Origin of the sequence: Pleionea sp. CnH1-48 (assembly GCF_024124665.1) — a bacterium.
In the GTDB taxonomy this organism is placed as follows: domain Bacteria; phylum Pseudomonadota; class Gammaproteobacteria; order Enterobacterales; family Kangiellaceae; genus JAMXSB01.
This window is the reverse complement of the sequence record NZ_JAMXSB010000017.1, coordinates 16,598-35,876: the sequence shown is the minus strand read 5'-3', so window position 1 is coordinate 35,876 and position 19,279 is coordinate 16,598. Positions and strand designations below refer to the sequence as shown.

The 19,279-nt window shown below is 41.1% G+C and carries 25 protein-coding genes; all 25 read left to right on the top strand.

The genetic code is table 11. From position 1 onward, the window contains the following. Nucleotides 1-15: 15 nt before the first annotated feature. The 25 genes from NH399_RS22275 to NH399_RS22155 all read left to right on the top strand — a co-directional run bounded on the left by NH399_RS22275 (nt 16) and on the right by NH399_RS22155 (nt 19,271). Complete coding sequence (locus NH399_RS22275) at nt 16-426, top strand: ATP-binding protein (protein WP_253043416.1); 411 nt, start codon at nt 16-18, stop codon at nt 424-426. A gap of 44 nt (nt 427-470) precedes the next feature. Continuing rightward, a complete protein-coding gene (locus NH399_RS22270) occupies nt 471-896 on the top strand; it encodes a CesT family type III secretion system chaperone (RefSeq protein ID WP_253043415.1) in 426 nt (141 codons plus the stop codon). Nucleotides 897-980: 84 nt separating this feature from the next. Continuing rightward, on the top strand, nt 981-2,789 hold the full coding sequence (gene sctC, locus NH399_RS22265; RefSeq protein WP_253043414.1) for a type III secretion system outer membrane ring subunit SctC: 1,809 nt from the start codon (nt 981-983) through the stop codon (nt 2,787-2,789). 21 nt (nt 2,790-2,810) lie between these two features. Further along, on the top strand, nt 2,811-4,190 hold the full coding sequence (gene sctD, locus NH399_RS22260; RefSeq protein ID WP_253043413.1) for a type III secretion system inner membrane ring subunit SctD: 1,380 nt from the start codon (nt 2,811-2,813) through the stop codon (nt 4,188-4,190). Nucleotides 4,191-4,382: 192 nt separating this feature from the next. Continuing rightward, nucleotides 4,383-4,640, top strand: coding sequence for a hypothetical protein (locus tag NH399_RS22255; RefSeq protein WP_253043410.1), 258 nt, complete (start codon nt 4,383-4,385; stop codon nt 4,638-4,640). Between the two features lie 90 nt (nt 4,641-4,730). Further along, the gene (locus NH399_RS22250; RefSeq protein ID WP_253043412.1) at nt 4,731-5,081 is read left to right on the top strand and encodes a hypothetical protein; all 351 of its coding nucleotides are present in this window, start codon (nt 4,731-4,733) and stop codon (nt 5,079-5,081) included. A 268-nt stretch (nt 5,082-5,349) separates the two neighbouring features. Further along, complete coding sequence (locus NH399_RS22245) at nt 5,350-5,607, top strand: hypothetical protein (RefSeq protein ID WP_253043410.1); 258 nt, start codon at nt 5,350-5,352, stop codon at nt 5,605-5,607. Between the two features lie 91 nt (nt 5,608-5,698). Next, entirely contained in the window at nt 5,699-6,049 is a 351-nt protein-coding gene (locus tag NH399_RS22240; protein WP_253043411.1) for a hypothetical protein, read from the top strand. A gap of 268 nt (nt 6,050-6,317) precedes the next feature. After that, nucleotides 6,318-6,575, top strand: coding sequence for a hypothetical protein (locus NH399_RS22235; RefSeq protein WP_253043410.1), 258 nt, complete (start codon nt 6,318-6,320; stop codon nt 6,573-6,575). Between the two features lie 92 nt (nt 6,576-6,667). Continuing rightward, nucleotides 6,668-7,018 carry a hypothetical protein gene (locus NH399_RS22230; RefSeq protein WP_253043409.1) on the top strand — a complete coding sequence of 117 codons (351 nt, stop codon included), beginning with the start codon at nt 6,668-6,670 and terminating at the stop codon, nt 7,016-7,018. 88 nt (nt 7,019-7,106) lie between these two features. Beyond that, nucleotides 7,107-7,877: a type III secretion system inner membrane ring lipoprotein SctJ gene (gene sctJ, locus NH399_RS22225; protein WP_253043408.1), complete on the top strand. Its 771-nt coding sequence runs from the start codon at nt 7,107-7,109 to the stop codon at nt 7,875-7,877. A 52-nt stretch (nt 7,878-7,929) separates the two neighbouring features. Further along, nucleotides 7,930-8,553 carry a SctK family type III secretion system sorting platform protein gene (locus NH399_RS22220; protein ID WP_253043407.1) on the top strand — a complete coding sequence of 208 codons (624 nt, stop codon included), beginning with the start codon at nt 7,930-7,932 and terminating at the stop codon, nt 8,551-8,553. Then, nucleotides 8,532-9,140, top strand: a complete 609-nt coding sequence (locus tag NH399_RS22215) for an HrpE/YscL family type III secretion apparatus protein (RefSeq protein WP_253043406.1) — start codon at nt 8,532-8,534, stop codon at nt 9,138-9,140. The genes NH399_RS22220 and NH399_RS22215 overlap by 22 nt, the downstream gene beginning before the upstream one ends. A gap of 170 nt (nt 9,141-9,310) precedes the next feature. Beyond that, a complete protein-coding gene (locus tag NH399_RS22210; RefSeq protein ID WP_253043405.1) occupies nt 9,311-9,550 on the top strand; it encodes a hypothetical protein in 240 nt (79 codons plus the stop codon). A gap of 388 nt (nt 9,551-9,938) precedes the next feature. After that, complete coding sequence (locus NH399_RS22205) at nt 9,939-10,403, top strand: CesT family type III secretion system chaperone (RefSeq protein WP_253043404.1); 465 nt, start codon at nt 9,939-9,941, stop codon at nt 10,401-10,403. Between the two features lie 27 nt (nt 10,404-10,430). Then, nucleotides 10,431-11,072, top strand: a complete 642-nt coding sequence (locus NH399_RS22200) for a hypothetical protein (RefSeq protein WP_253043403.1) — start codon at nt 10,431-10,433, stop codon at nt 11,070-11,072. Between the two features lie 314 nt (nt 11,073-11,386). Beyond that, a complete protein-coding gene (locus NH399_RS22195; RefSeq protein ID WP_253043402.1) occupies nt 11,387-11,926 on the top strand; it encodes a hypothetical protein in 540 nt (179 codons plus the stop codon). 124 nt (nt 11,927-12,050) lie between these two features. Then, nucleotides 12,051-12,593: a hypothetical protein gene (locus NH399_RS22190; RefSeq protein WP_253043401.1), complete on the top strand. Its 543-nt coding sequence runs from the start codon at nt 12,051-12,053 to the stop codon at nt 12,591-12,593. Nucleotides 12,594-12,706: 113 nt separating this feature from the next. Beyond that, nucleotides 12,707-13,189, top strand: a complete 483-nt coding sequence (locus NH399_RS22185; RefSeq protein ID WP_253043400.1) for a hypothetical protein — start codon at nt 12,707-12,709, stop codon at nt 13,187-13,189. Nucleotides 13,190-13,307: 118 nt separating this feature from the next. After that, entirely contained in the window at nt 13,308-13,847 is a 540-nt protein-coding gene (locus NH399_RS22180; protein WP_253043399.1) for a hypothetical protein, read from the top strand. 386 nt (nt 13,848-14,233) lie between these two features. Then, nucleotides 14,234-14,536 (top strand): hypothetical protein, encoded by a 303-nt coding sequence (locus NH399_RS22175; protein WP_253043398.1) that lies wholly within the window; start codon nt 14,234-14,236, stop codon nt 14,534-14,536. A 45-nt stretch (nt 14,537-14,581) separates the two neighbouring features. Further along, the gene (locus tag NH399_RS22170; RefSeq protein WP_253043397.1) at nt 14,582-15,085 is read left to right on the top strand and encodes a tetratricopeptide repeat protein; all 504 of its coding nucleotides are present in this window, start codon (nt 14,582-14,584) and stop codon (nt 15,083-15,085) included. Nucleotides 15,086-15,096: 11 nt separating this feature from the next. Next, nucleotides 15,097-16,107 carry a hypothetical protein gene (locus NH399_RS22165; protein WP_253043396.1) on the top strand — a complete coding sequence of 337 codons (1,011 nt, stop codon included), beginning with the start codon at nt 15,097-15,099 and terminating at the stop codon, nt 16,105-16,107. A gap of 25 nt (nt 16,108-16,132) precedes the next feature. After that, a complete protein-coding gene (locus NH399_RS22160) occupies nt 16,133-16,867 on the top strand; it encodes a hypothetical protein (protein ID WP_253043395.1) in 735 nt (244 codons plus the stop codon). A gap of 289 nt (nt 16,868-17,156) precedes the next feature. After that, complete coding sequence (locus NH399_RS22155) at nt 17,157-19,271, top strand: TonB-dependent siderophore receptor (protein WP_253043394.1); 2,115 nt, start codon at nt 17,157-17,159, stop codon at nt 19,269-19,271. Nucleotides 19,272-19,279: the final 8 nt, after the last annotated feature.

The window sequence follows — 19,279 nt, the reverse complement described above, 5'->3', positions numbered from 1 at the left end:
GGTAGTTAACTGACTATGAATACAAAAGCATCATTTCGTGCAACCATGTGCAATTTGTCAGCTATTATGGCATTCGTCGACGGCGTGGTTAAGAAATGCAACATGAGAGAAGATAAGTGGCTTCAGCTCAAACTCGCCGTTGAGGAAGTCATAGTGAACATCGTTCAATATTCTTATCCGTGTGACTACAAAGGTACTATTGAGCTGGAATGTGAATCCAACGATGCACAGTTTCAGCTCACGGTCATTGATTCGGGTGTGCCCTACAATCCTTTGGCTCAGAAGACGCCAAACTTGGAGGCACAACTCGACGATCGCGAAATTGGCGGGCTGGGAGTCTTTTTGATCCTGAACAGTGTTGACGACGTCAACTACCAACGACTGGGCAAACAAAACGTATTGACCATCGTAAAGTTCATTAAATAAATCAATGAATTAATGATGACTTAAACAAGTAGCAGGTGAGTAAAATGTCATTGCAGCAATGGTTACACAAACTTAAAGATAACTACCAACTGGAAATCGATCAGACCGTCGAAGGCCAGTACTCTTTCTATTGTGATGGCATGACAATCCACTGCACAGAAACCAACGGGCGTATTCTGATCAACGCCGATATCATCAACCTGGCCGACAGCGAACAGGAGCAGGAAGACATCTGCAAAAAACTGCTCCAGCTAGCCCTTATTCAGCTTAAAAATATTCGCGAAACCATCGCGTGGGAAGACTCCCGACGTACCCTGGTTTTATACCGACTGGTGAACACACAAGAACTTAATTCAGACCTATTTGAAGAACTGATCGGCAATTTTATTGATGCTCTGGAATTCTTCAAAGAGAATTGCGAAGTCTCCAACCAGCGAGCCCCGCACCCGAACATGATGCTCATGCCCTGAGCAACCACAAAGCATTACGATTAATTAGAGGCAAAATCAGTGATCCGAACGACTCAATCAACCAAAAACAAGAGGGTAAAATAGATGTATAAAAGGATTTATTCGGTATGTATCGGACTTTGCCTGATAGCAGCAGTATTCAGTAATATCGCCGAAGCCAAGCTGCCTAAATGGAGCAAGAAGCCCTTTGGTTATGTAGCGAACGGTGAATCGATTAGTAAAATTTTAAACGACTTTTCAGTGAGTTACGGCATACCGGCTATTGTCAGTGAAGGCCTTACTCAACAGATTAACGGCAAATTCTCTGGCAACACAGCCGAAGAATTTTTAGGGCAGCTCTCCAAGATAACCAGTTTTTTGTGGTACTACGATGGTCATGTGTTCTACTTCTACACGCCAGAAGAGATCACCAGTGAAATCCTGCGACTGAAATATCTTGATGCGGATGCCCTGTATAAATTGTTGCGCAAACTTCCACTTTGGGACGAACGTTACCGCTGGACCTCGCTTTCCGTAGAAGAGAAGCGTGTTATTCTTATTTCGGGTCCACCACGTTTTGTAGAGCTTGTAAGTGAGATAGCCTCATTATTTGACCAAAAAGTATTAAAAGAAAAAGAGGAAACCTTTGCTATTCGCGTCTTTAAACTAAAGTACGCTCCAGCAGAAGATCGAAAAGTGACCATCCGAGGAGAAGAAAGTATTATTCCAGGTGTGGCCAGCATGATCAGCCAAATGGTAGAAGGGGGTTATCAGCAACTGGGAGTATCGAAAGATGAACCTAAACGCGCGAGCACCACTATCGAGGGCTTGCGAGGGAAAGGATTATCAAAATTCAGTTCAAAATCACAAGAGAACCAAGAAGAAGACGAAAGCAACAATAAGCCAACAAAAGCTAATGCCAAAAAGGTTCGCGGTGAAGCACCAACGCAACAAACGTTTATTGCAGCTGATACTCGATTGAATGCTGTTTTAATTGGGGACATGGAATCCAGAATGCCCATGTACCAGAAACTGATCGAGGAACTGGATCAACCCGTTTCGCAAGTCGAGATCAATGTATCAATAATCAGCATCAGCGCCGATAATCTGCAAGACTTAGGTATTGACTGGCAGCGCCGTGGTAGCGACGGCATTATTAATTTTGGTGACATCAATACTTCTGCAGCGACAGGCACCAACGGCACCATAGCACCTGACGTATTATTAAGCCCAACCGATGGCGGCATCTCTATCGTTAATGATCACGCAACAGATCTATCAACGATACTGGCCGAAGGTCGTCATTACTTTCTTGCTCGTCTACGTTTGATGGAACAGCAAGGTAATGCAAAAATCACAGGACAACCATCGCTTTTGACGCTGGATAATACCGAAGCCACACTGGATAACAGCCAAACCTTTTATATACGAGTAGCGGGGCAAGAAGAAGTTGATCTGTTCCCAGTTTCTGTAGGCACTATCTTGCAAGTAACTCCGCATGTCTTCGAAGAGAATGGTAAATCTAAAGTGCAGATGGATATTCAAATAGTTGATGGGCAGCAATCGACAACTCAACAAGTAGATTCAATTCCTGTGATCAGCACCACAACCATTACCACTCAATCCATTGTAGGCGCAAAAGAGAGCTTACTGATTGGCGGCTATACCTTTGAGTCAGAAACAGAAACTGAAACTCATGTACCTGTCTTACACAAGATCCCAATTTTAGGCAACTTGTTTAAAAACAATAAAAAAACTAAAGCTCGTTCTGTTCGTTTATTTTTGATCACCCCTAGAGTGCTTGCGCCGGAGAAGTCTCATGGCAAAACGGTTCCTCAGGTGGAACTACTCAACTCTGATCGCGTTTACGAGCAAATTACTAACCCCACTGAGTCTGACGACTCTGATAACTAAAAAAGATACGGGAACAGAATAATGAACGAGTGGGTTTTAAAAATTCTATCTGGGCCGCACATTGGTGCAGAAGTTCAGCTCAGTGAGGGCTCTTATACTTTAGGTACAGACGAAAGTAACGACATCGTTTTGACCGACGAACTCTTATCGGGCCAACACTTTAAGATTGATATCACCAGCGAAGGTTGTACAGTAGTTAATCTGACACAAGAGCCATTGTGGTACCTGAATGGTGAGCCAGTCAATGAAGACAGCACGGTAGTCCAGCCTTTCGACATCCTGACCAGCAAACACTTTTATATTGCTCTAGGCTCAGCTAACGAACAGTGGCCAGAAATGCGCCTGCCGAGCCTCAATGAGTCTAAGCCAGAAGACGATGAGCTGTCGGAATCTGACTCCACCGAAGCCGATGGAGAAGAAACCGAAGCAACGGCTAATGAGCAAACAGAAACCGATCAGGCTCTCACGGCGACTGAGGAAGATCGTGTCAATAACTCTGAAGAAAAGAAACGCTCTAAATGGCCCATTGTCGTTGTTATCGTCTTGTTGATTGGTATCGTTAGCATCTTTTTGTTCAGTGGCGATGACACCGTCGAAACACCCACGGAACCCGTTATTAGCAATGAGCAAAAGTTAGCGACTATCTTAGATACCTTGGCACTGCCTCATGTTAAATTTAATTTGCAGCCTTCTGGTATTTTGCAGTTAACAGGTTATGTCGATACTCGCAGCCAGCTTGATCAGCTCATGGCGCAATGTAAAGAGCAAAACATTCAGATCTTTAATCGAATAAAAGTTATCGAAAAGATTCTTGCCCAAATTAATGAACAACTCGTCACTTTTGAGCACACTACTCTGTCAGTAAAAGCCGCAGAACAACCTGGCGAATTTGTTATTACAGGATACTTTCCAAACAGCGAACAGTGGGAAGAGCTAGAAAATAGCTTGTTAAGCAATGTGCCGGCAGCCAAAGCATTTATTGCCGCTTTTGAAACGCCGCAGTCACGTCTGGGAATACTTGAGCAGAAGCTGGAAGCAGCAGGCATTAAAGAAAACGTAACCACTCAGTTGGTTAATAACAATATTCAAGTTGTTGGGCAGTTACCCAAAGATAAATTCCAACTATGGAAAACCATCGAAAAAGAATTTAATGATCAGTACAAAGGGTTGCCGCAGCTAGAGTTTGATGACGAAACCCTGAACCTGCTGAATATTCTGGGTATCAAAGATATTTCGCTCGGTGATCGTCCCTATATTATTACCTACTCGGGCCAGCACATATCCCCTGGTGGTAAATTACAGAACGGATTTACTGTTGACGAAATCAGCACCGAAAAACTCATGCTACGCCGTGGCAATGAACAAAGAGTTTATTATCTCGGATTAGATGAACAAGAATAATCACTCTTTTTTGCTCTACCAAAAGCCTTTGATTAACCATATCAAAGGCTTTTTTATTATAAGTCATTGATAAATAAACCTTTAATAATTATTAATCGATTTTCGCAACTCTCTCAAAGACCCTGTTACTAAGTAAGCAAGAGAGGATGAGAAGCTCATCCCCAGCCAAACTAAACAAACGAGGGTACTATCATGGCAATGTCATCAATTTCATTCACTTCAGGTAACACCAACTTATCAACTGCTGAAGTTTATACAGTATTTTTAACCAAAGTTAAGCAGGTTCAGGACGACTTCAACACTTACCTTTCCGGTAACGACCTGACCGATAACGGTGACATGTTGGAAGCACAGGCGCGTATGACTGAGATGCAATCAGCATGGACTGTATCTACTCAGGTTATCAAAGACTTTAAAGACGGCGTAACTTCAGCAGCGCGTAACCTGTAAGGTTAACCCCCTTTTAAAATCCCTCAGTCGCTGGATAGTCCGACTATCCAGCTCTGACATCCCCTAAACCGCATCACACAGGACAACATCATGAGCGCAATCGAAGCAATGAGCCAAATCGCCAACCAGGTAGGAAGCTCTGGTGGTCAGGGATTCGGTGATTCCTTAGGCGATGCTGCGAATGCCTTTAGTCAACACCTGGAAGGCAATGCTAACAGTGACAGCATGATGCAATGGTTAGTGGATGTAGGGAACAGTTATCAAACGGAAATGCAATCCATCAGTGATAAAATGGGCACCGAAGAGAACCCAATGATATCACCTGCCGATTTACTCCCACTGCAAATGCAGATGGCCAACATCAGTGTGTATGTTGAAACCGTGAGTAAAGGCGTCGGTCAGGTTGTTAAGGGTGCTACCTCTTTGCTGAATGCCAGCTAAGCTCGATAATCGATTTATCCAGTTATATCTATCTATGATGGGAGTTGTTATCCAACAACGCCCTTTTTTACTGTGTTTTCTATCAATACTCTCATCGTAAAGATCGCTTTATCTTCCTTTTATGACAAACAAGCCTCTAACTCATTGATTTAACATACTTTATTTTTTCAATAAATTTCCGCAACTCTCTCAAAGACCCTGTTACTAAGTAAGCAAGAGAGGATGAGAAGCTCATCCCCAGCCAAACTAAACAAACGAGGGTACTATCATGGCAATGTCATCAATTTCATTCACTTCAGGTAACACTAACTTATCAACTGCTGAAGTTTATACAGTATTTTTAACCAAGGTTAAGCAGGTTCAGGACGACTTCAACACTTACCTTTCCGGTAACGACCTGACCGATAACGGTGACATGTTGGAAGCACAGGCGCGTATGACTGAGATGCAATCAGCATGGACTGTATCTACTCAGGTTATCAAAGACTTTAAAGACGGCGTAACTTCAGCAGCGCGTAACCTGTAAGGTTAACCCCCTTTTAAAAATCCCTCAGTCGCTGGATAGTCCGACTATCCAGCTCTGACATCCCCTAAACCGCATCACACAGGACAACATCATGAGCGCAATCGAAGCAATGAGCCAAATCGCTAACCAGGTAGGAAGCTCTGGTGGTCAGGGATTCGGTGATTCCTTAGGCGATGCTGCGAATGCCTTTAGTCAACACCTGGAAGGCAATGCTAACAGTGACAGCATGATGCAATGGTTAGTGGATGTAGGGAACAGTTATCAAACGGAAATGCAATCCATCAGTGATAAAATGGGCACCGAAGAGAACCCAATGATATCACCTGCCGATTTACTCCCACTGCAAATGCAGATGGCCAACATCAGTGTGTATGTTGAAACCGTGAGTAAAGGCGTCGGTCAGGTTGTTAAGGGTGCTACCTCTTTGCTGAATGCCAACTAAGCTCGATAATCGATTTATCCAGTTATATCTATCTATGATGGGAGTTGTTATCCAACAACGCCCTTTTTTACTGTGTTTTCTATCAATACTCTCATCGTAAAGATCGCTTTATCTTCCTTTTATGACAAACAAGCCTCTAACTCATTGATTTAACATACTTTATTTTTTCAATAAATTTCCGCAACTCTCTCAAAGACCCTGTTACTAAGTAAGCAAGAGAGGATGAGAAGCTCATCCCCAGCCAAACTAAACAAACGAGGGTACTATCATGGCAATGTCATCAATTTCATTCACTTCAGGTAACACTAACTTATCAACTGCTGAAGTTTATACAGTATTTTTAACCAAAGTTAAGCAGGTTCAGGACGACTTCAACACTTACCTTTCCGGTAACGACCTGACCGATAACGGTGACATGTTGGAAGCACAGGCGCGTATGACTGAGATGCAATCAGCATGGACTGTATCTACTCAGGTTATCAAAGACTTTAAAGACGGCGTAACTTCAGCAGCGCGTAACCTGTAAGGTTAACCCCCTTTTTAAAAATCCCTCAGTCGCTGGATAGTCCGACTATCCAGCTCTGACATCCCCTAAACCGCATCACACAGGACAACATCATGAGCGCAATTGAAGCAATGAGCCAAATCGCCAACCAGGTAGGAAGCTCTGGTGGTCAGGGATTCGGTGATTCCTTAGGCGATGCTGCGAATGCCTTTAGTCAACACCTGGAAGGCAATGCTAACAGTGACAGCATGATGCAATGGTTAGTGGATGTAGGGAACAGTTATCAAACGGAAATGCAATCCATCAGTGATAAAATGGGCACCGAAGAGAACCCAATGATATCACCTGCCGATTTACTCCCACTGCAAATGCAGATGGCCAACATCAATGTGTATGTTGAAACCGTGAGTAAAGGCGTCGGTCAGGTTGTTAAGGGTGCTACCTCTTTGCTGAATGCCAACTAAGATTTCGTTATCTAGTCGGCAAAATACTGATAGACTATAACTCAAGAATTCAAAGTAAGTTATAAGAAAAAACAGGAGTCGCAGGCACATGTTCAGCGAAGGTCCAACCTTAGGTCGCAACCTTAAAGTGGCGATGGTCATTTTAAGCCTTTTATTTATCTCAGCTTGCAAAGTTGAGCTGTATCGCGGTATTCCTCAGCAGGAAGGTAACGAGATGTTATCGCTGCTCATGAGAGAAGGCATCAGTACCCAAAAAGAAGTCAACAAAGATAACACGGTTACTTTGTATGTTGACGAAGCCGATGTATCCAATGCCATGAATTTACTCGGTAACTATGGCTACCCTAGCGAAAACTTCTCTGACATTGCTGATGTATTTCCGCAAGAAGGTTTAATTTCTTCTCCGACAGAAGAAAAAGCTCGTTTTAATTATGCGTTGTCTCAACAATTAGCAGAAACTTTGTCGCAAATTGATGGCGTCGTAAAAGCTCGAGTTCATTTGGCACTAGAGCAAAATAGCGAAACCAAAGATGTTGCAGAAAGCTCGTCAGCTTCGGTGTTTATTAAATACCTACCCTCAAAGCCGATTGATGACAGTATTTCGCAAATCAAGCAGTTGGTTGGTAGCAGTATTCCTGGTCTAGCCTTTAACAAAGTTTCCGTAGCAACTTTTCCAGCAACGGATATGGAAGTTAATAATAACGCTCCTCAGTTTGGCAATGTGCTCTCGGTAGTTGTAGCAAAAGGGTCCGAAACCAAATTGTGGGTCATGCTTTCGATATTAGTTGCTTTATTATTAGCAGCGATAGGTGCTGCAGCTTTTCTAGCTGTTCGTATTCAAAAGCTAAATAACGCTTAATCTTATGTTGCAAGATCATTTACAACACGTCTTAACTTTCAATCACAAGCCCATGTCTCAAGTACATGGGTCTTGGCTTTCTCATCTGGAACATCCAGAGCTGGTTAAGTCGTTGGTTAATCAACCCGTTGCCCATAAGTTTTTGAGTGATTATCTAAATCAAAGTTATCCTGCGCTCGAACAACATCATTATGAATTCACAGATTTTTTTGAGCGCTGTGCTTTGCTACCGGCCAAAGCTTTACAGGTGGTGATCTTTTATTTAGGAACAGCGATCTTATCAAACCCGATCCGCTGCACCATCGAAAAGCAAAAGGTAGAAACAGCGAAAGCTCAACTTGGTGAAGCGCTTTACACCTTTGCCATTAAGCAAGCTCCTTTTACTTACCGCCATTTGTCGGAGCTATCAAAAGTTCATCCCGAAGTAGGCAAGATCGACTGGAATGAATTTAAGAAAGAAATATTCTTACGAGGATGCTGGATGTTGCGCATCCTATACAAAGATTATCCAGAGGCTTTAACGCAAAGACTTTTTATGAAGCTGCCTTATTCTATGATGAATGCAGATATCCCTGAGTCACTGGAATCAACCCCAGCAATTCGAAATGAAGTAGAAAAAATTGCGTTAAAGTTAATACAGGAAAAGTATCGCAAATGGTTACCATTAATCGGCTAAAAGACGGCAATATCAGCCTTCATACTGAAAACAAGGTGATCAAAGCCGATCACTATTCTGAGTATGTAGAAAGCGAAAAAATCATTGGCAAAGCAGAAGAAAAAGCCAAAGAAATCGAACTCGCCGCACAAAAAGCATACCAGGAAGCCATAGAAAGAGGTTATCAGGAAGGCAAAGAAAAAGCCGCAGCAGAGTTTCTTGATCAACGTTTTCTTATGATGAGTCAAGCGATTGACTACTTTGAGCATCTAGAAAAACAAGTTGTCGAAATCATTATTTCGGTAACCAAGAAAATTTTTGATGACTACGAACCTGATGAGCGTATTAGCCAAATCGCCCAAAAGTCGCTAAAAGCTTTAGGTGAAGAAAACACCATTAAGATTCGAGTGTGCTCTGACGAAGCAGAAGGTTTACGAAAAAATATCAGTCATATCCTTGATCGCTTTAGTAATATCAAATTTATTGACGTTATTGCTGACGAAAAGCTTCGACCTGGCAGTTGTATTGTGGAATCCGGACTCGGAAACATCGATGCCAGTATTGATACTCAACTCAAAACACTGCGTACCGCCCTCGAAAAACTTTAAGCATTCATCCCAAAGGCTGCATACAGCAGCCTTCTCTTACTGAAAATAACCTCGTTCTCCAATAAATTTTATATTTATCGAAAATATTTACTCGATAATGCAACTTTATTAGACCGGTGGTTACTCAATACTTACAAACACCCGTTTAACTTCTAATATAAGGCAAAAGTATGTCCACCAATGGTTCTTTATACCAAGACAGTGAAGAGCTGCTAAGCCTTTATACTCTGGCTTTATCTCTTAGCAAACATGTGGAAGAAATAAAGACTCATATACCTGTCTTAGAAAAAACCTTGGTCAACATTAACTTTGAAAATGACTTAACCGATCAGGAGATCAAAGAGGTTCAAAGATCAATACAGCAGATTCAATCCCAGCTCACTCAAATGGCACTTCATTTTAAAAAGTAGTCTTATATTACTTATTTATACACATCACTCTCTACTTAAGAACCATATAACCTCGATATATCTTCGGTATTTTTAAAGCTGAAATTCTTCGCAGATAAAATCCTAAAAGCCAAATCAGTTTATAAAGATCCAACAGTAATATTTTCTATTCCCTAAAATCCAATAAAAATTTAGAACCGATAATTATCAGAAAATCTAAAACCTTAGATTTCTACATATTGACTCCACAATTCGCCAATAACATATCTTTCAACAAAGCATTTAAGCGTAATCTTTGAGAAGTTTAGCTAACTGGCAATAATAACTATCAAAGATAAAGATATTCATCAATGCCCTAGGATTTAGTTGAAGTATTGAATAAGGGCAACATCTATCAATGGATAGCGATATGAAAAACTCACATGAAACACTAAGTTTATGGCTCAAAGAACTCAGTCAATATTACGGAAAAACATTCGCACTAAATAATAGAGGTGAATGTGAACTTGCACATGGTTCTTATAACTTGCTTATCGCAGCGCCAATGCAATCAGAGAGTCTATACTTCACCGTTTCTCTATTTAAACTGACTGATGAAAAAAGCAGTCTATTCATGAGAGAAGCCTTAATTCAAAATAGAGCTTCTCAAATAACGTCATCAGCTTCTGTCGCATTAGATCCTGGTAGCGAAACACTGACACTAAATCATCGACGCAGTGTGGTGGATATAGACTTTAATGATTTCATCAACATCATTACAAACCTTCTTGATAAAGCAAAAGAAATCACTCAAACAATCAGTGATGCTACTAGAGGTCAAACCATTCAATCCCACACCGCAGAAATTCCATTTGATATTTCAATGCGCGTATAAACAAAATACTTTTTCAGGAGACTAATCATGCACGTCGACTTTCAACCAGCAGTTATCCAACAAGATATCATTCAACAAATCAATTCTGGCGATACCGCTGGTGCAATTCAAACCTATACGGAAGCACTAGAGAATCATCGACTTGATCAAGCTACCATTAACTTTCTATCACAGACCTATGACTACTTACCGTTTCAAGATCTCTCGGCGGCACCGGCTCATGGCCATGCAGAACTCGATCCGGTTCCTGATGGCGCAAACCGCGGTCAGTCTTTTGACTCAATGGATGCAGCTACTGGTTCAGTTCAAGGTAGCCCATCTTTTGATTCAACGCATGCGGCATCTGGTTCTGTCCAGGGTAGTCCAGATTTTCGTCCATTAGATGCTGAGGCGCGTTCGATTCCAGACAGTCCTGTTTCCAGAGAAACAGCGGCAAGTTCGGCTGGACCTACACCATCTGTTGCACCGAGTTTAGCAACGGATGCGACATTAGAATCTTTAGCACTTAGTCGGGTAGATTCAGAAGTAGGTGCTGCAAATTATGATTCAGGCTCGGAATTTGACCGACAAGCGGCTCACCTCCGAGGTGATGGAGCAGTAGCAGATATTGCTCGAGTTGATCGATTTGTAGAAGAGCAAGAGGCTGCTGCAGGCGGTGACTTTGTTTAATTCTGATGACGTCAACTTAGAAATACTTGATACTCTATAATAGGCAAAAAAGCAGGTCTTCAGCAAGATCTGCTTTTCATTTGCTCCAATGCTAGAAAAAACTCACTTTTCTAAGCCAGAATTATTCTACTTTGATATCAACCTATAACTTCCTAATCACCAACTCACTCATATACCAGCACCAAGATCGTGTTAAGTATTGTTACTTACACATTGTTTGCACAAATCAAACAAATCAAACAAATCAAACAAATCATCAGCCATTTTATCGTTACTTAGATAATGAACCAAAAATAACATTGGAGATATTAAAAATGGCAATGCAACAAATTAACTTCACAAGTAATGACTCAGTATTAGGAACCAGCACAGCATTTATGGATTATGTAAACAAACTGGTTCAAGGCGATAACTCTGCAATAGCTAAAGCGCAAGACGATCTAGATGAAATTCAAAACGGCTCCCAAAGTGGCACTCAGCTTTACGATACTGGCGTTAACGACATTCAATATCGTTATGAACAAGCATCCGACATGCTCAATTGGGTAATGGAAACCAAAGCCGATGGAAAGTATGTTGACTGGGTTGAAGGTACCTGGGCAACCATTGCGGTAAACGAACTGGATATGGAAAAAGGCAGCGATGGTAAAGTTAAATTTAAAGGCAACGACAAAGAAACAAAAGCGCTTGTTGAGCAATTGAAAAATATAGTTGATGAGTTTAAAACCGATCTCGACTTGCGTATTACTGATGCTAGTGAACAATCGCAAAAAATTCAGTTAATTATTCAACTTGCCTCCGGTGCTATAGAAGCACTTGGTAATACACTGAAAACTCAAGGTCAAACAATTTAACTATCAGGAGCAGATTTCTGCTCCTTTGGTGAAAAATCAGTGTTTTCTACAAATTGGCTCCACAATTCATAAATAACATAACCATCAACAGCATTTTTACTTATGAATATTTTAGGAGCCTACAATGAAAGCTATCGATTTTACCGACAACAACTCAATTATTAAGAACAATGCATTCATGGACTATATCGACCGACTTGTAGATGACTCAGATCCCAAAACGCCATCAGCAATAAAGAAAGCCACTGACATTTTAGATGAAATACAAGATGGTGAATCACATAATAATCGAACTTATGAGTCAGGTATTAACGATATACAAAAACTTTATGACAAAGCATCAGATGTGCTTAACTTTGCTATGAATGTAAAAGGTGAGGGGCAAGTCGTAGACTGGGTAGATGGAACCTGGGCGCTCATTGTAGAAACCCATCTTGATTATGAAAGAGCTGATGACGGCAAAATACATTTTACACATACATCAGAAGCGACAGACGGTTTTATTGAACAAATGAAGAATCTAGTGGACGAGATTAAAACTGACCTGGACTTAAAAATTACAGATGCTAGCGAGCAATCTCAGAAGATCCAACTGATCATTCAACTTGCATCAAGTGCAGTAGAAGCATTAGGCAACACTATTAAGAGCCAAGGGAATGCAATTTAGCATTATAGCTTTGACTACTAGCAACTTATTAAGCAGGTATGTTACTAAAACCATGGTTAGCTTTGTATCAAGCTTTTAAAACGATTTCGTTCACAACAAAATAGGATCGACTCATGGAATACTTCAGTGATTTTGACGATGAATTCAACTTAGATAAGAATGTAGATTCGTCATCTGAGGAACAAACTAGCAAAGAGTACAGCGAGTCAGATATCAACTTGATTAAGAACGCTTCAATTCCAGATGTATCCATCAACAATGTCGATTTAAATGACTTTCAGCACCTTTTTACATTACCTTATGATGTTATCAGCAAAGGCTTAACCAGTTATTCAAGCAGTCAGTCAGCCCTTGAACTTGGCCATATAGTCGCTCGATATGAAGAGAATGAACACGAATCATCCATTCAAATGACACCAGAAGAAGCTGAGTTTTTTATCGAACAACTCGACAGCGGTCTCAAAGATACCAAAGCAATGTTGTCAGAACATGAAAACCTCGATAATACTTCAAGAATTCAGATGATCATATCCATAGCTATTAATGCCTTGAATTTCTTAGCAATTTTATCACCATCCACATATCGAAAAGTTTGAATATGCAGCCCGATAATTATTACTCTACTTAGATTGCATACGAACGGGAAACTTTTCCACTCCACTCGTTACTCAATGAATGTAAGCACATAAAATTGACGTATATGGAGATTTTCCCATGGCTATGCAGAAAATAACTTTTACTAATAACGACTCCGTTCTGGGTAATAAAACAGCCTTTATGGAGTACGTTAATAAGCTAGTACAGGGTAGTAATTCAGCAATCGATAAAGCTCAAAGAAGCTTAAACACTATCCAAAATGGTAACCAAAACGGTAAACAACTGTATGATTCTGGTGTTGAAGACATCCAGTATCGTTATGAACAGGCTTCGGCATTACTAAACAGAGTTATGGAAACCAAGGCCGATGATAAACATATTACCTGGGTTTCTGGAAGTTGGGCAACCATTGTCGAAAAAGAGCTCGGTAAGACTAAAGGAAGCGACGGCAAAGTTCACTTCAAAGGTAACAAAAAAGAGACTGAAGCTTTAGTAGAACAATTGAAGAATATTGTTGATGAATTTAAAACGGACCTGGATCTTCGCATCACCGACGCCAGTGAACAGTCCCAGAAAATTCAGCTTATTATTCAGCTCGCTTCTGGAGCTATAGAAGCTTTAGGTAACACCCTGAAATCTCAAGGAAATACAATATAAGCTTAATACAAGCGAGGGTTATCTGGTTCCCACACCAGACCCCTCGTCCTTCTCTTTCCTATCCAATTTTTTCTTCCGTTCTGCCTCATTAAGTCGTCTAAAAAACCACTGCTTAAAAAATTGTTCACTCTAACTCCCCAATCTCTATGTATTTAGAGCTAAAAAGCACAGAACGGTTAAAAAGTTTATCTAAATCAACAAAGTAGCGTAATACACACTCAAAAAAATAACGCTAAATATCAATAACTTAGAGTGCACTTATCAAATTATTATCAGCAAAGCTAATTTGTTCTAATTTTTAGCACAACTTCTTTCATCCCCTCGTTACTAAGTCTACAAAGAGAATGCATTAAAGCTAACGCAGTTACTGAAAGAGAGATTGAACCATGGCCTTATCTAGCTCAGACATTAAAGAAGTCAGCAAGAACATCATGACGGTATTTATTACCACTCAAATGCTGGACGAATGGGTAAGCGATATGAAGGGTCAATTACCTGCTTTAAAAAAAGCATTAGTTAACTTGCATAGAGAGTCTGAGCTGAGCGGACAAGATATCGAAGATATTGCAGAAGCGCGTCAGGTTATTGCTCAAAACCTAGAAAAAATATCTTCTTTGGTTGCGCAACAACCCACGGATGAGCAACCCAAAACCACGAAACGCAAGAAGAAACAGCGACAGTTTATCTAATTCAGAATTTATGATTTAAAGAGTTACCAGACAGGAGCAGAACAAATGAGCGCTAAAACCCAAACCGAAGAATTTGACACCGATGCGATGTTTGCAAAAGTAGAAAAAATTCGCGAAGCCATGGAAGCAGGAAAACCATTGTCAGAAGCTTTGGATATTCCAGAAGATCAAGCCGAAGGAATGTACTTTAACGGTTACAGCCTTTACCAAATGAAAAAATACAAAGAATCTATCGTATTTTTCAGCTTGCTCGCGTTCCTGGATATGACAAACCCACGTTACTTGTCAGCATTAGCAGCCAATTTACAAATGCTGGACGATCATGAAGCAGCACTTCCATTATGGAAAAAACTGACTGAGATCGACAGCAACGACAAAGTTCACGCCATTCGATTAGCGGAATGTTTAGTTGCTCTAGGCCAATATGAAGAAGCGCTGGCAGCTCTACAAGAAGCAAAAGAATGTACCAAATTCGAGACATGTGATCCCACTGTTAAGCAAAAGTTAGAACAAATGCTTAACTTAATCTCAATCAAAACAAGCAAATAGAGGTAAGCTTTATGGAAGCTACAACTAAGCCTGTTGCGGATTTTTCTAAGTTAGAAGGATTATCCAAGTTATTCCAGAAAGGAATTCTTGACCAAAATCCAGAAGCTTCGAAAAAACTCTTCACTGAGTCAAAAAGTGTCGACGTACAGCACCTACGTTCGAACGCTCAAGAAGAGATTCAAATCCCAGCTCCGGCACAGAATGCAAAGCCATCGCAAATGAACTTCAATTTAAGCGAAATCAACATCACTCGTATTATGATTTCACTTCAAACAAGTGCATACAGCACGATGGCCACGAATGCTGAAAACTCACGCGTAAACATCAAATCGATGCAAGCACAGTTGGATGACATTCTTAAAGAAATCACTAACAAGCTGAATGAATACCTGGACTCACTGAAGTCATCAGATATCTGGGGTTCAATCAAGAAGGCCTTTAGTTACATCGGCTCTGTATTGATGATGGCTGTTGGCGCAGTATTAATCGCATCAGGCGTTGGCGTAGCCGCTGGCGTACTTTTGATGGCAGCAGGCGCAATGATGTTCTTGTCGCAGTTATCAGAAGATACTGGTGGATGGATGGTCAAGGGCTTTACAGAAATGTATATGGCCATGGGCATGGATGAAGAAAAAGCAAAACTAGCTGCTCAAATAACAATTGTTGCGATAATCTTGGTGCTCTCGATTGCTTCAATGTGTTGTGGCGGTGGCAGCGCGCTAGCCTCTCTTGAAGGCCAAGCCGCCCAAATTATGATATTAGCTAACCGCGCACAACAAGCTGCTCAAGTAGCTTACGCTGCAGCAGATACTGGACAGCTGGTTTATGACACCAAAGCTCGCCAGGCTAATATCGACATAACTAACGCTAGAACGGAACAAACGGTTCATCGTAGTTACCTGCAAGAATGGTCTGCCGATATGAAAGCAGATATTGATGCTTCAATGCAGATGATCACTTCGTTAAGCAGTCTTTTGAAGTTCCTTGGTAACAGCTCGTTCCAAGTAGCAAGCAAAGTTTGATGGATTAAACAAAGAGGATTTAATTATGACTACTCCAATTAGTAGCACAACCCCAAAAGTGGTTACCGAAACCAGCACTACATCGTTCACGTTTTCAAAAACCGAAACGAAAAGTCTTTACACTGAATCAAAGCAAGATAAAAGCACTGATCCAACACCAAAGACAACAGCGCAAACTCCAATTCCTGCGCCAGAAAGAAACATGAAGGGCTTCACCATCAATATCTCTATTGACTTGTTAGCCTTGATGACAGAATTTGCTAAAACAGCAGCAGAAACTACAGAAACTAACTCGAAAGCCAACCGCTTAACCATGAACGCTCAGCGTCAAGACGCGAAAGCTCAGGGTGACAAAATTGCTGGTCAATTAGAGAAGCAAATGTGGGTTGATGTTGCTGTTCGCGTAGTAACTTCTGCAGTAACCATCGGCATGGGCATGAAGAACTTGAACGCACTTAAAGGTGCTAATGCCAATAACTATCAAGTTGTTGCAGCACAAATCACCACTCGTGATACTTTGACTAAAGGTGTTACAGGTTTAAGTGAAACAGCTGGTGGTGCTTACAGTAAAAGTCTTGAAGCTGATAGCAAACGCATGGAAGCTCAGAAAGAAGTTCATACTTCTTATCAGCAAGAGGAGCAAGGTGACTATCAACGCAACGAAGAGTTCAAGAAAACCATGCTTGATAATCGTAAGCAGTTACTAAACATTGTAATGCAAACGGGTATGCAACTAGCTGGAAACGTAGGTAAAGTATAAATCACTTTACCAGTCATAAGCTCTCGTAAAGATGAGCTTATGACTACTACGATGTGCTTACAATAAAAGCCGACAACTTTAGTTGTCGGTTTTTTTAATTAACCAAATACTAAATCCCCATATTCATAATTAGCACCAGCAGATCTACAACGGGCAACTATTAACCTCCACTCTTAATATTCCAATTCTTTCCTTATAACGCACAATCTTTCAAAAAATGACCTCACCAACTAGACTTAAATGATGTATTAGTGTCTTGATGTTAGAGCCTTAATCAAACAAATTATAAATGGTTGATTTAGAAAGAAATAAACATAAGCTTTTCGCCTGTGTCTTGGTTTTTTCTCTTCCTGTCTGGAGTGAAGAACCGCTATCCTTTGAAGAAACCTTAGACATGTCTTTCGATGAGCTGTTGCAACTGCCAGTTAGCAGCACAACCAAGACCGATATTCGCTTTGCTGATGTACCCGCCGTTTTATCCATTATTACTTCTGACGATCTTGAAAAATACCAGTATGACTCTGTGGCTGAGAGTCTAAAAAGTCAGGCCGGACTCGATGTACTTTATGACTACACTTTTTACAATGTGGGGATCCGAGGCATTAACGGTGGCCAAGGTATTCAAAGTGGTGGCATTAAAGCCATGATTGATGGCCAGGATATGTCTTACAGAACAACCACCAGCAGTTTTCTTGGTCCCGAATTTATTCCAACCATCGCGATCGATAGAATAGAAGTCATTCGAGGTCCTATGTCAGCTCTGTATGGAGCGGATGCCTTTCTGGGTCTGGTCAATGTATTGCCGAAAACGGCTCGCTCGATGTCTCAAGAAAAACAGAATTTTTTGGTGGATGTTGATGCAGTCGATATTGACGGTAGCTTTGGAAAAGCCGCAGAGATGGCTATATGGGGCATGCCTTCAGACTTCGACATATTTGCAGCTATCTCATCCCAATCACTGCAAAGAAATGATGTGAACTTACCAGAGTCGTCACCAAGATTTGACAATATCAATGCGGCAAGAGGGGTTATTTCTAGCGACAGCGAAGACAAAAGCACTTCTCTGTATTTAGCCATATCGAAAGACAGCGGCTTTGGCCAACTTACCTTTGATGCCAGCTACCAGTACATCGATAGGAGCGCGAATTTTCACCCAGACTCCGAACCGTTAATGAATGCCAGACAAGTACTGGATAACTATATGGCTAGGCTTCGATTCAAAAAGGATCTGTCTGACCAGTGGGCTTTGAGCAGTAGCTTATCCATAAACAAAGGTTCTCCTAAAGATAGCTCGCGTTTTTATGATCCTTTTCGCGTAGGCATCGACTATATCAACCGTGATTACAGTTTCGAGCAAATAACTTCAGCCATCGATCTAAACTATTTGTTTAATGATGACCTTAATTTTGTATTTGGTCTCGATTATAGCTTTGATACGGAAGAGCTACCGACACTGAACTTATACGATACCAATGGCAACTTAACACAAGAAAATGCCAACAGAAAAATAGAGATCGATAATCTGGGAGCATTTGCACAAGTTGCCTGGCAAATACAAGACAACCTGCATTTAACCGCGGGTGTTCGATCTGACGATCATAGTATTTATGATTCAGAACATAGCTACCGAACCGGTATCGTTTATCACTATTCACCGGTAACCACTTTTAAACTGCTGTCTGGAAGTTCGTTCAAAGCCCCTCCCGTTATGCTTATGTTTGGCGGCGAGCATCCTCGATTGTTAGGTCCAAGCCCTAACGCCAACCTCAAACCTCAAGAAGCTAATACAACAGAGATTTTTATTGGCACACAGTTTTTTAAGCAAATCAACGCAGGGCTAACGCTTTATCAAACCAAAGTTAACGAATTTGCTGAGTACGATACCATCGCTTCAAATCCTCAAGCTAGAAATCGTGGAGAAATCGAAGCCTACGGGTTAGAACTCGAACTGAAGTATCAATCCAAGTCGGGTATCGATGCATTTTTTAACCTTTCTTCGGTAGAAACCAAGGTATCAACGGATACTCAAGTCGGTATTCAGGTATCCGATCAAACTCGGCTTTATCCTCAAACGATTTTGAGTACCGGTATCAGCAAAAAATTGAAAGCGTTGCCCCTACGTTGGTTTATTACCAGTTTATACATTGATGAAAGAGCCGCCGATAAATCCAACCTCCCTTTTCTTCCTATCGGCTCACAGCAAGAATATTTTTTACCTTCTTACAATATTGTTGATCTAGGAATTGCGACCTTTAATTGGTATCCACTGGGCAACAACGAAACGCAAGTACGATTAAAGCTTAAAAATGCGCTCGATAAGCGCTATGTGGAACCTGGATTTGGTGGTATTGATGTACCGGGTATTGGTCGAGAAATTCGCCTCTCATTCAGCCAGATTTTTTAACGGGTAGT

Coding starts and splice junctions, on each gene's coding strand:
- NH399_RS22210 (WP_253043405.1), top strand. CDS start 9,311: ATGTCCACCAATGGTTCTTTATACCAAGACAGTGAAGAGCTGCTAAGC.
- NH399_RS22190 (WP_253043401.1), top strand. CDS start 12,051: ATGAAAGCTATCGATTTTACCGACAACAACTCAATTATTAAGAACAAT.
- NH399_RS22230 (WP_253043409.1), top strand. CDS start 6,668: ATGAGCGCAATTGAAGCAATGAGCCAAATCGCCAACCAGGTAGGAAGC.
- NH399_RS22240 (WP_253043411.1), top strand. CDS start 5,699: ATGAGCGCAATCGAAGCAATGAGCCAAATCGCTAACCAGGTAGGAAGC.
- NH399_RS22245 (WP_253043410.1), top strand. CDS start 5,350: ATGGCAATGTCATCAATTTCATTCACTTCAGGTAACACTAACTTATCA.
- sctJ (WP_253043408.1), top strand. CDS start 7,107: ATGTTCAGCGAAGGTCCAACCTTAGGTCGCAACCTTAAAGTGGCGATG.
- NH399_RS22180 (WP_253043399.1), top strand. CDS start 13,308: ATGGCTATGCAGAAAATAACTTTTACTAATAACGACTCCGTTCTGGGT.
- NH399_RS22215 (WP_253043406.1), top strand. CDS start 8,532: ATGGTTACCATTAATCGGCTAAAAGACGGCAATATCAGCCTTCATACT.
- NH399_RS22220 (WP_253043407.1), top strand. CDS start 7,930: ATGTCTCAAGTACATGGGTCTTGGCTTTCTCATCTGGAACATCCAGAG.
- NH399_RS22195 (WP_253043402.1), top strand. CDS start 11,387: ATGGCAATGCAACAAATTAACTTCACAAGTAATGACTCAGTATTAGGA.
- NH399_RS22200 (WP_253043403.1), top strand. CDS start 10,431: ATGCACGTCGACTTTCAACCAGCAGTTATCCAACAAGATATCATTCAA.
- sctC (WP_253043414.1), top strand. CDS start 981: ATGTATAAAAGGATTTATTCGGTATGTATCGGACTTTGCCTGATAGCA.
- NH399_RS22170 (WP_253043397.1), top strand. CDS start 14,582: ATGAGCGCTAAAACCCAAACCGAAGAATTTGACACCGATGCGATGTTT.
- NH399_RS22165 (WP_253043396.1), top strand. CDS start 15,097: ATGGAAGCTACAACTAAGCCTGTTGCGGATTTTTCTAAGTTAGAAGGA.
- sctD (WP_253043413.1), top strand. CDS start 2,811: ATGAACGAGTGGGTTTTAAAAATTCTATCTGGGCCGCACATTGGTGCA.
- NH399_RS22160 (WP_253043395.1), top strand. CDS start 16,133: ATGACTACTCCAATTAGTAGCACAACCCCAAAAGTGGTTACCGAAACC.
- NH399_RS22235 (WP_253043410.1), top strand. CDS start 6,318: ATGGCAATGTCATCAATTTCATTCACTTCAGGTAACACTAACTTATCA.
- NH399_RS22270 (WP_253043415.1), top strand. CDS start 471: ATGTCATTGCAGCAATGGTTACACAAACTTAAAGATAACTACCAACTG.
- NH399_RS22275 (WP_253043416.1), top strand. CDS start 16: ATGAATACAAAAGCATCATTTCGTGCAACCATGTGCAATTTGTCAGCT.
- NH399_RS22205 (WP_253043404.1), top strand. CDS start 9,939: ATGAAAAACTCACATGAAACACTAAGTTTATGGCTCAAAGAACTCAGT.
- NH399_RS22250 (WP_253043412.1), top strand. CDS start 4,731: ATGAGCGCAATCGAAGCAATGAGCCAAATCGCCAACCAGGTAGGAAGC.
- NH399_RS22255 (WP_253043410.1), top strand. CDS start 4,383: ATGGCAATGTCATCAATTTCATTCACTTCAGGTAACACCAACTTATCA.
- NH399_RS22175 (WP_253043398.1), top strand. CDS start 14,234: ATGGCCTTATCTAGCTCAGACATTAAAGAAGTCAGCAAGAACATCATG.
- NH399_RS22185 (WP_253043400.1), top strand. CDS start 12,707: ATGGAATACTTCAGTGATTTTGACGATGAATTCAACTTAGATAAGAAT.
- NH399_RS22155 (WP_253043394.1), top strand. CDS start 17,157: ATGGTTGATTTAGAAAGAAATAAACATAAGCTTTTCGCCTGTGTCTTG.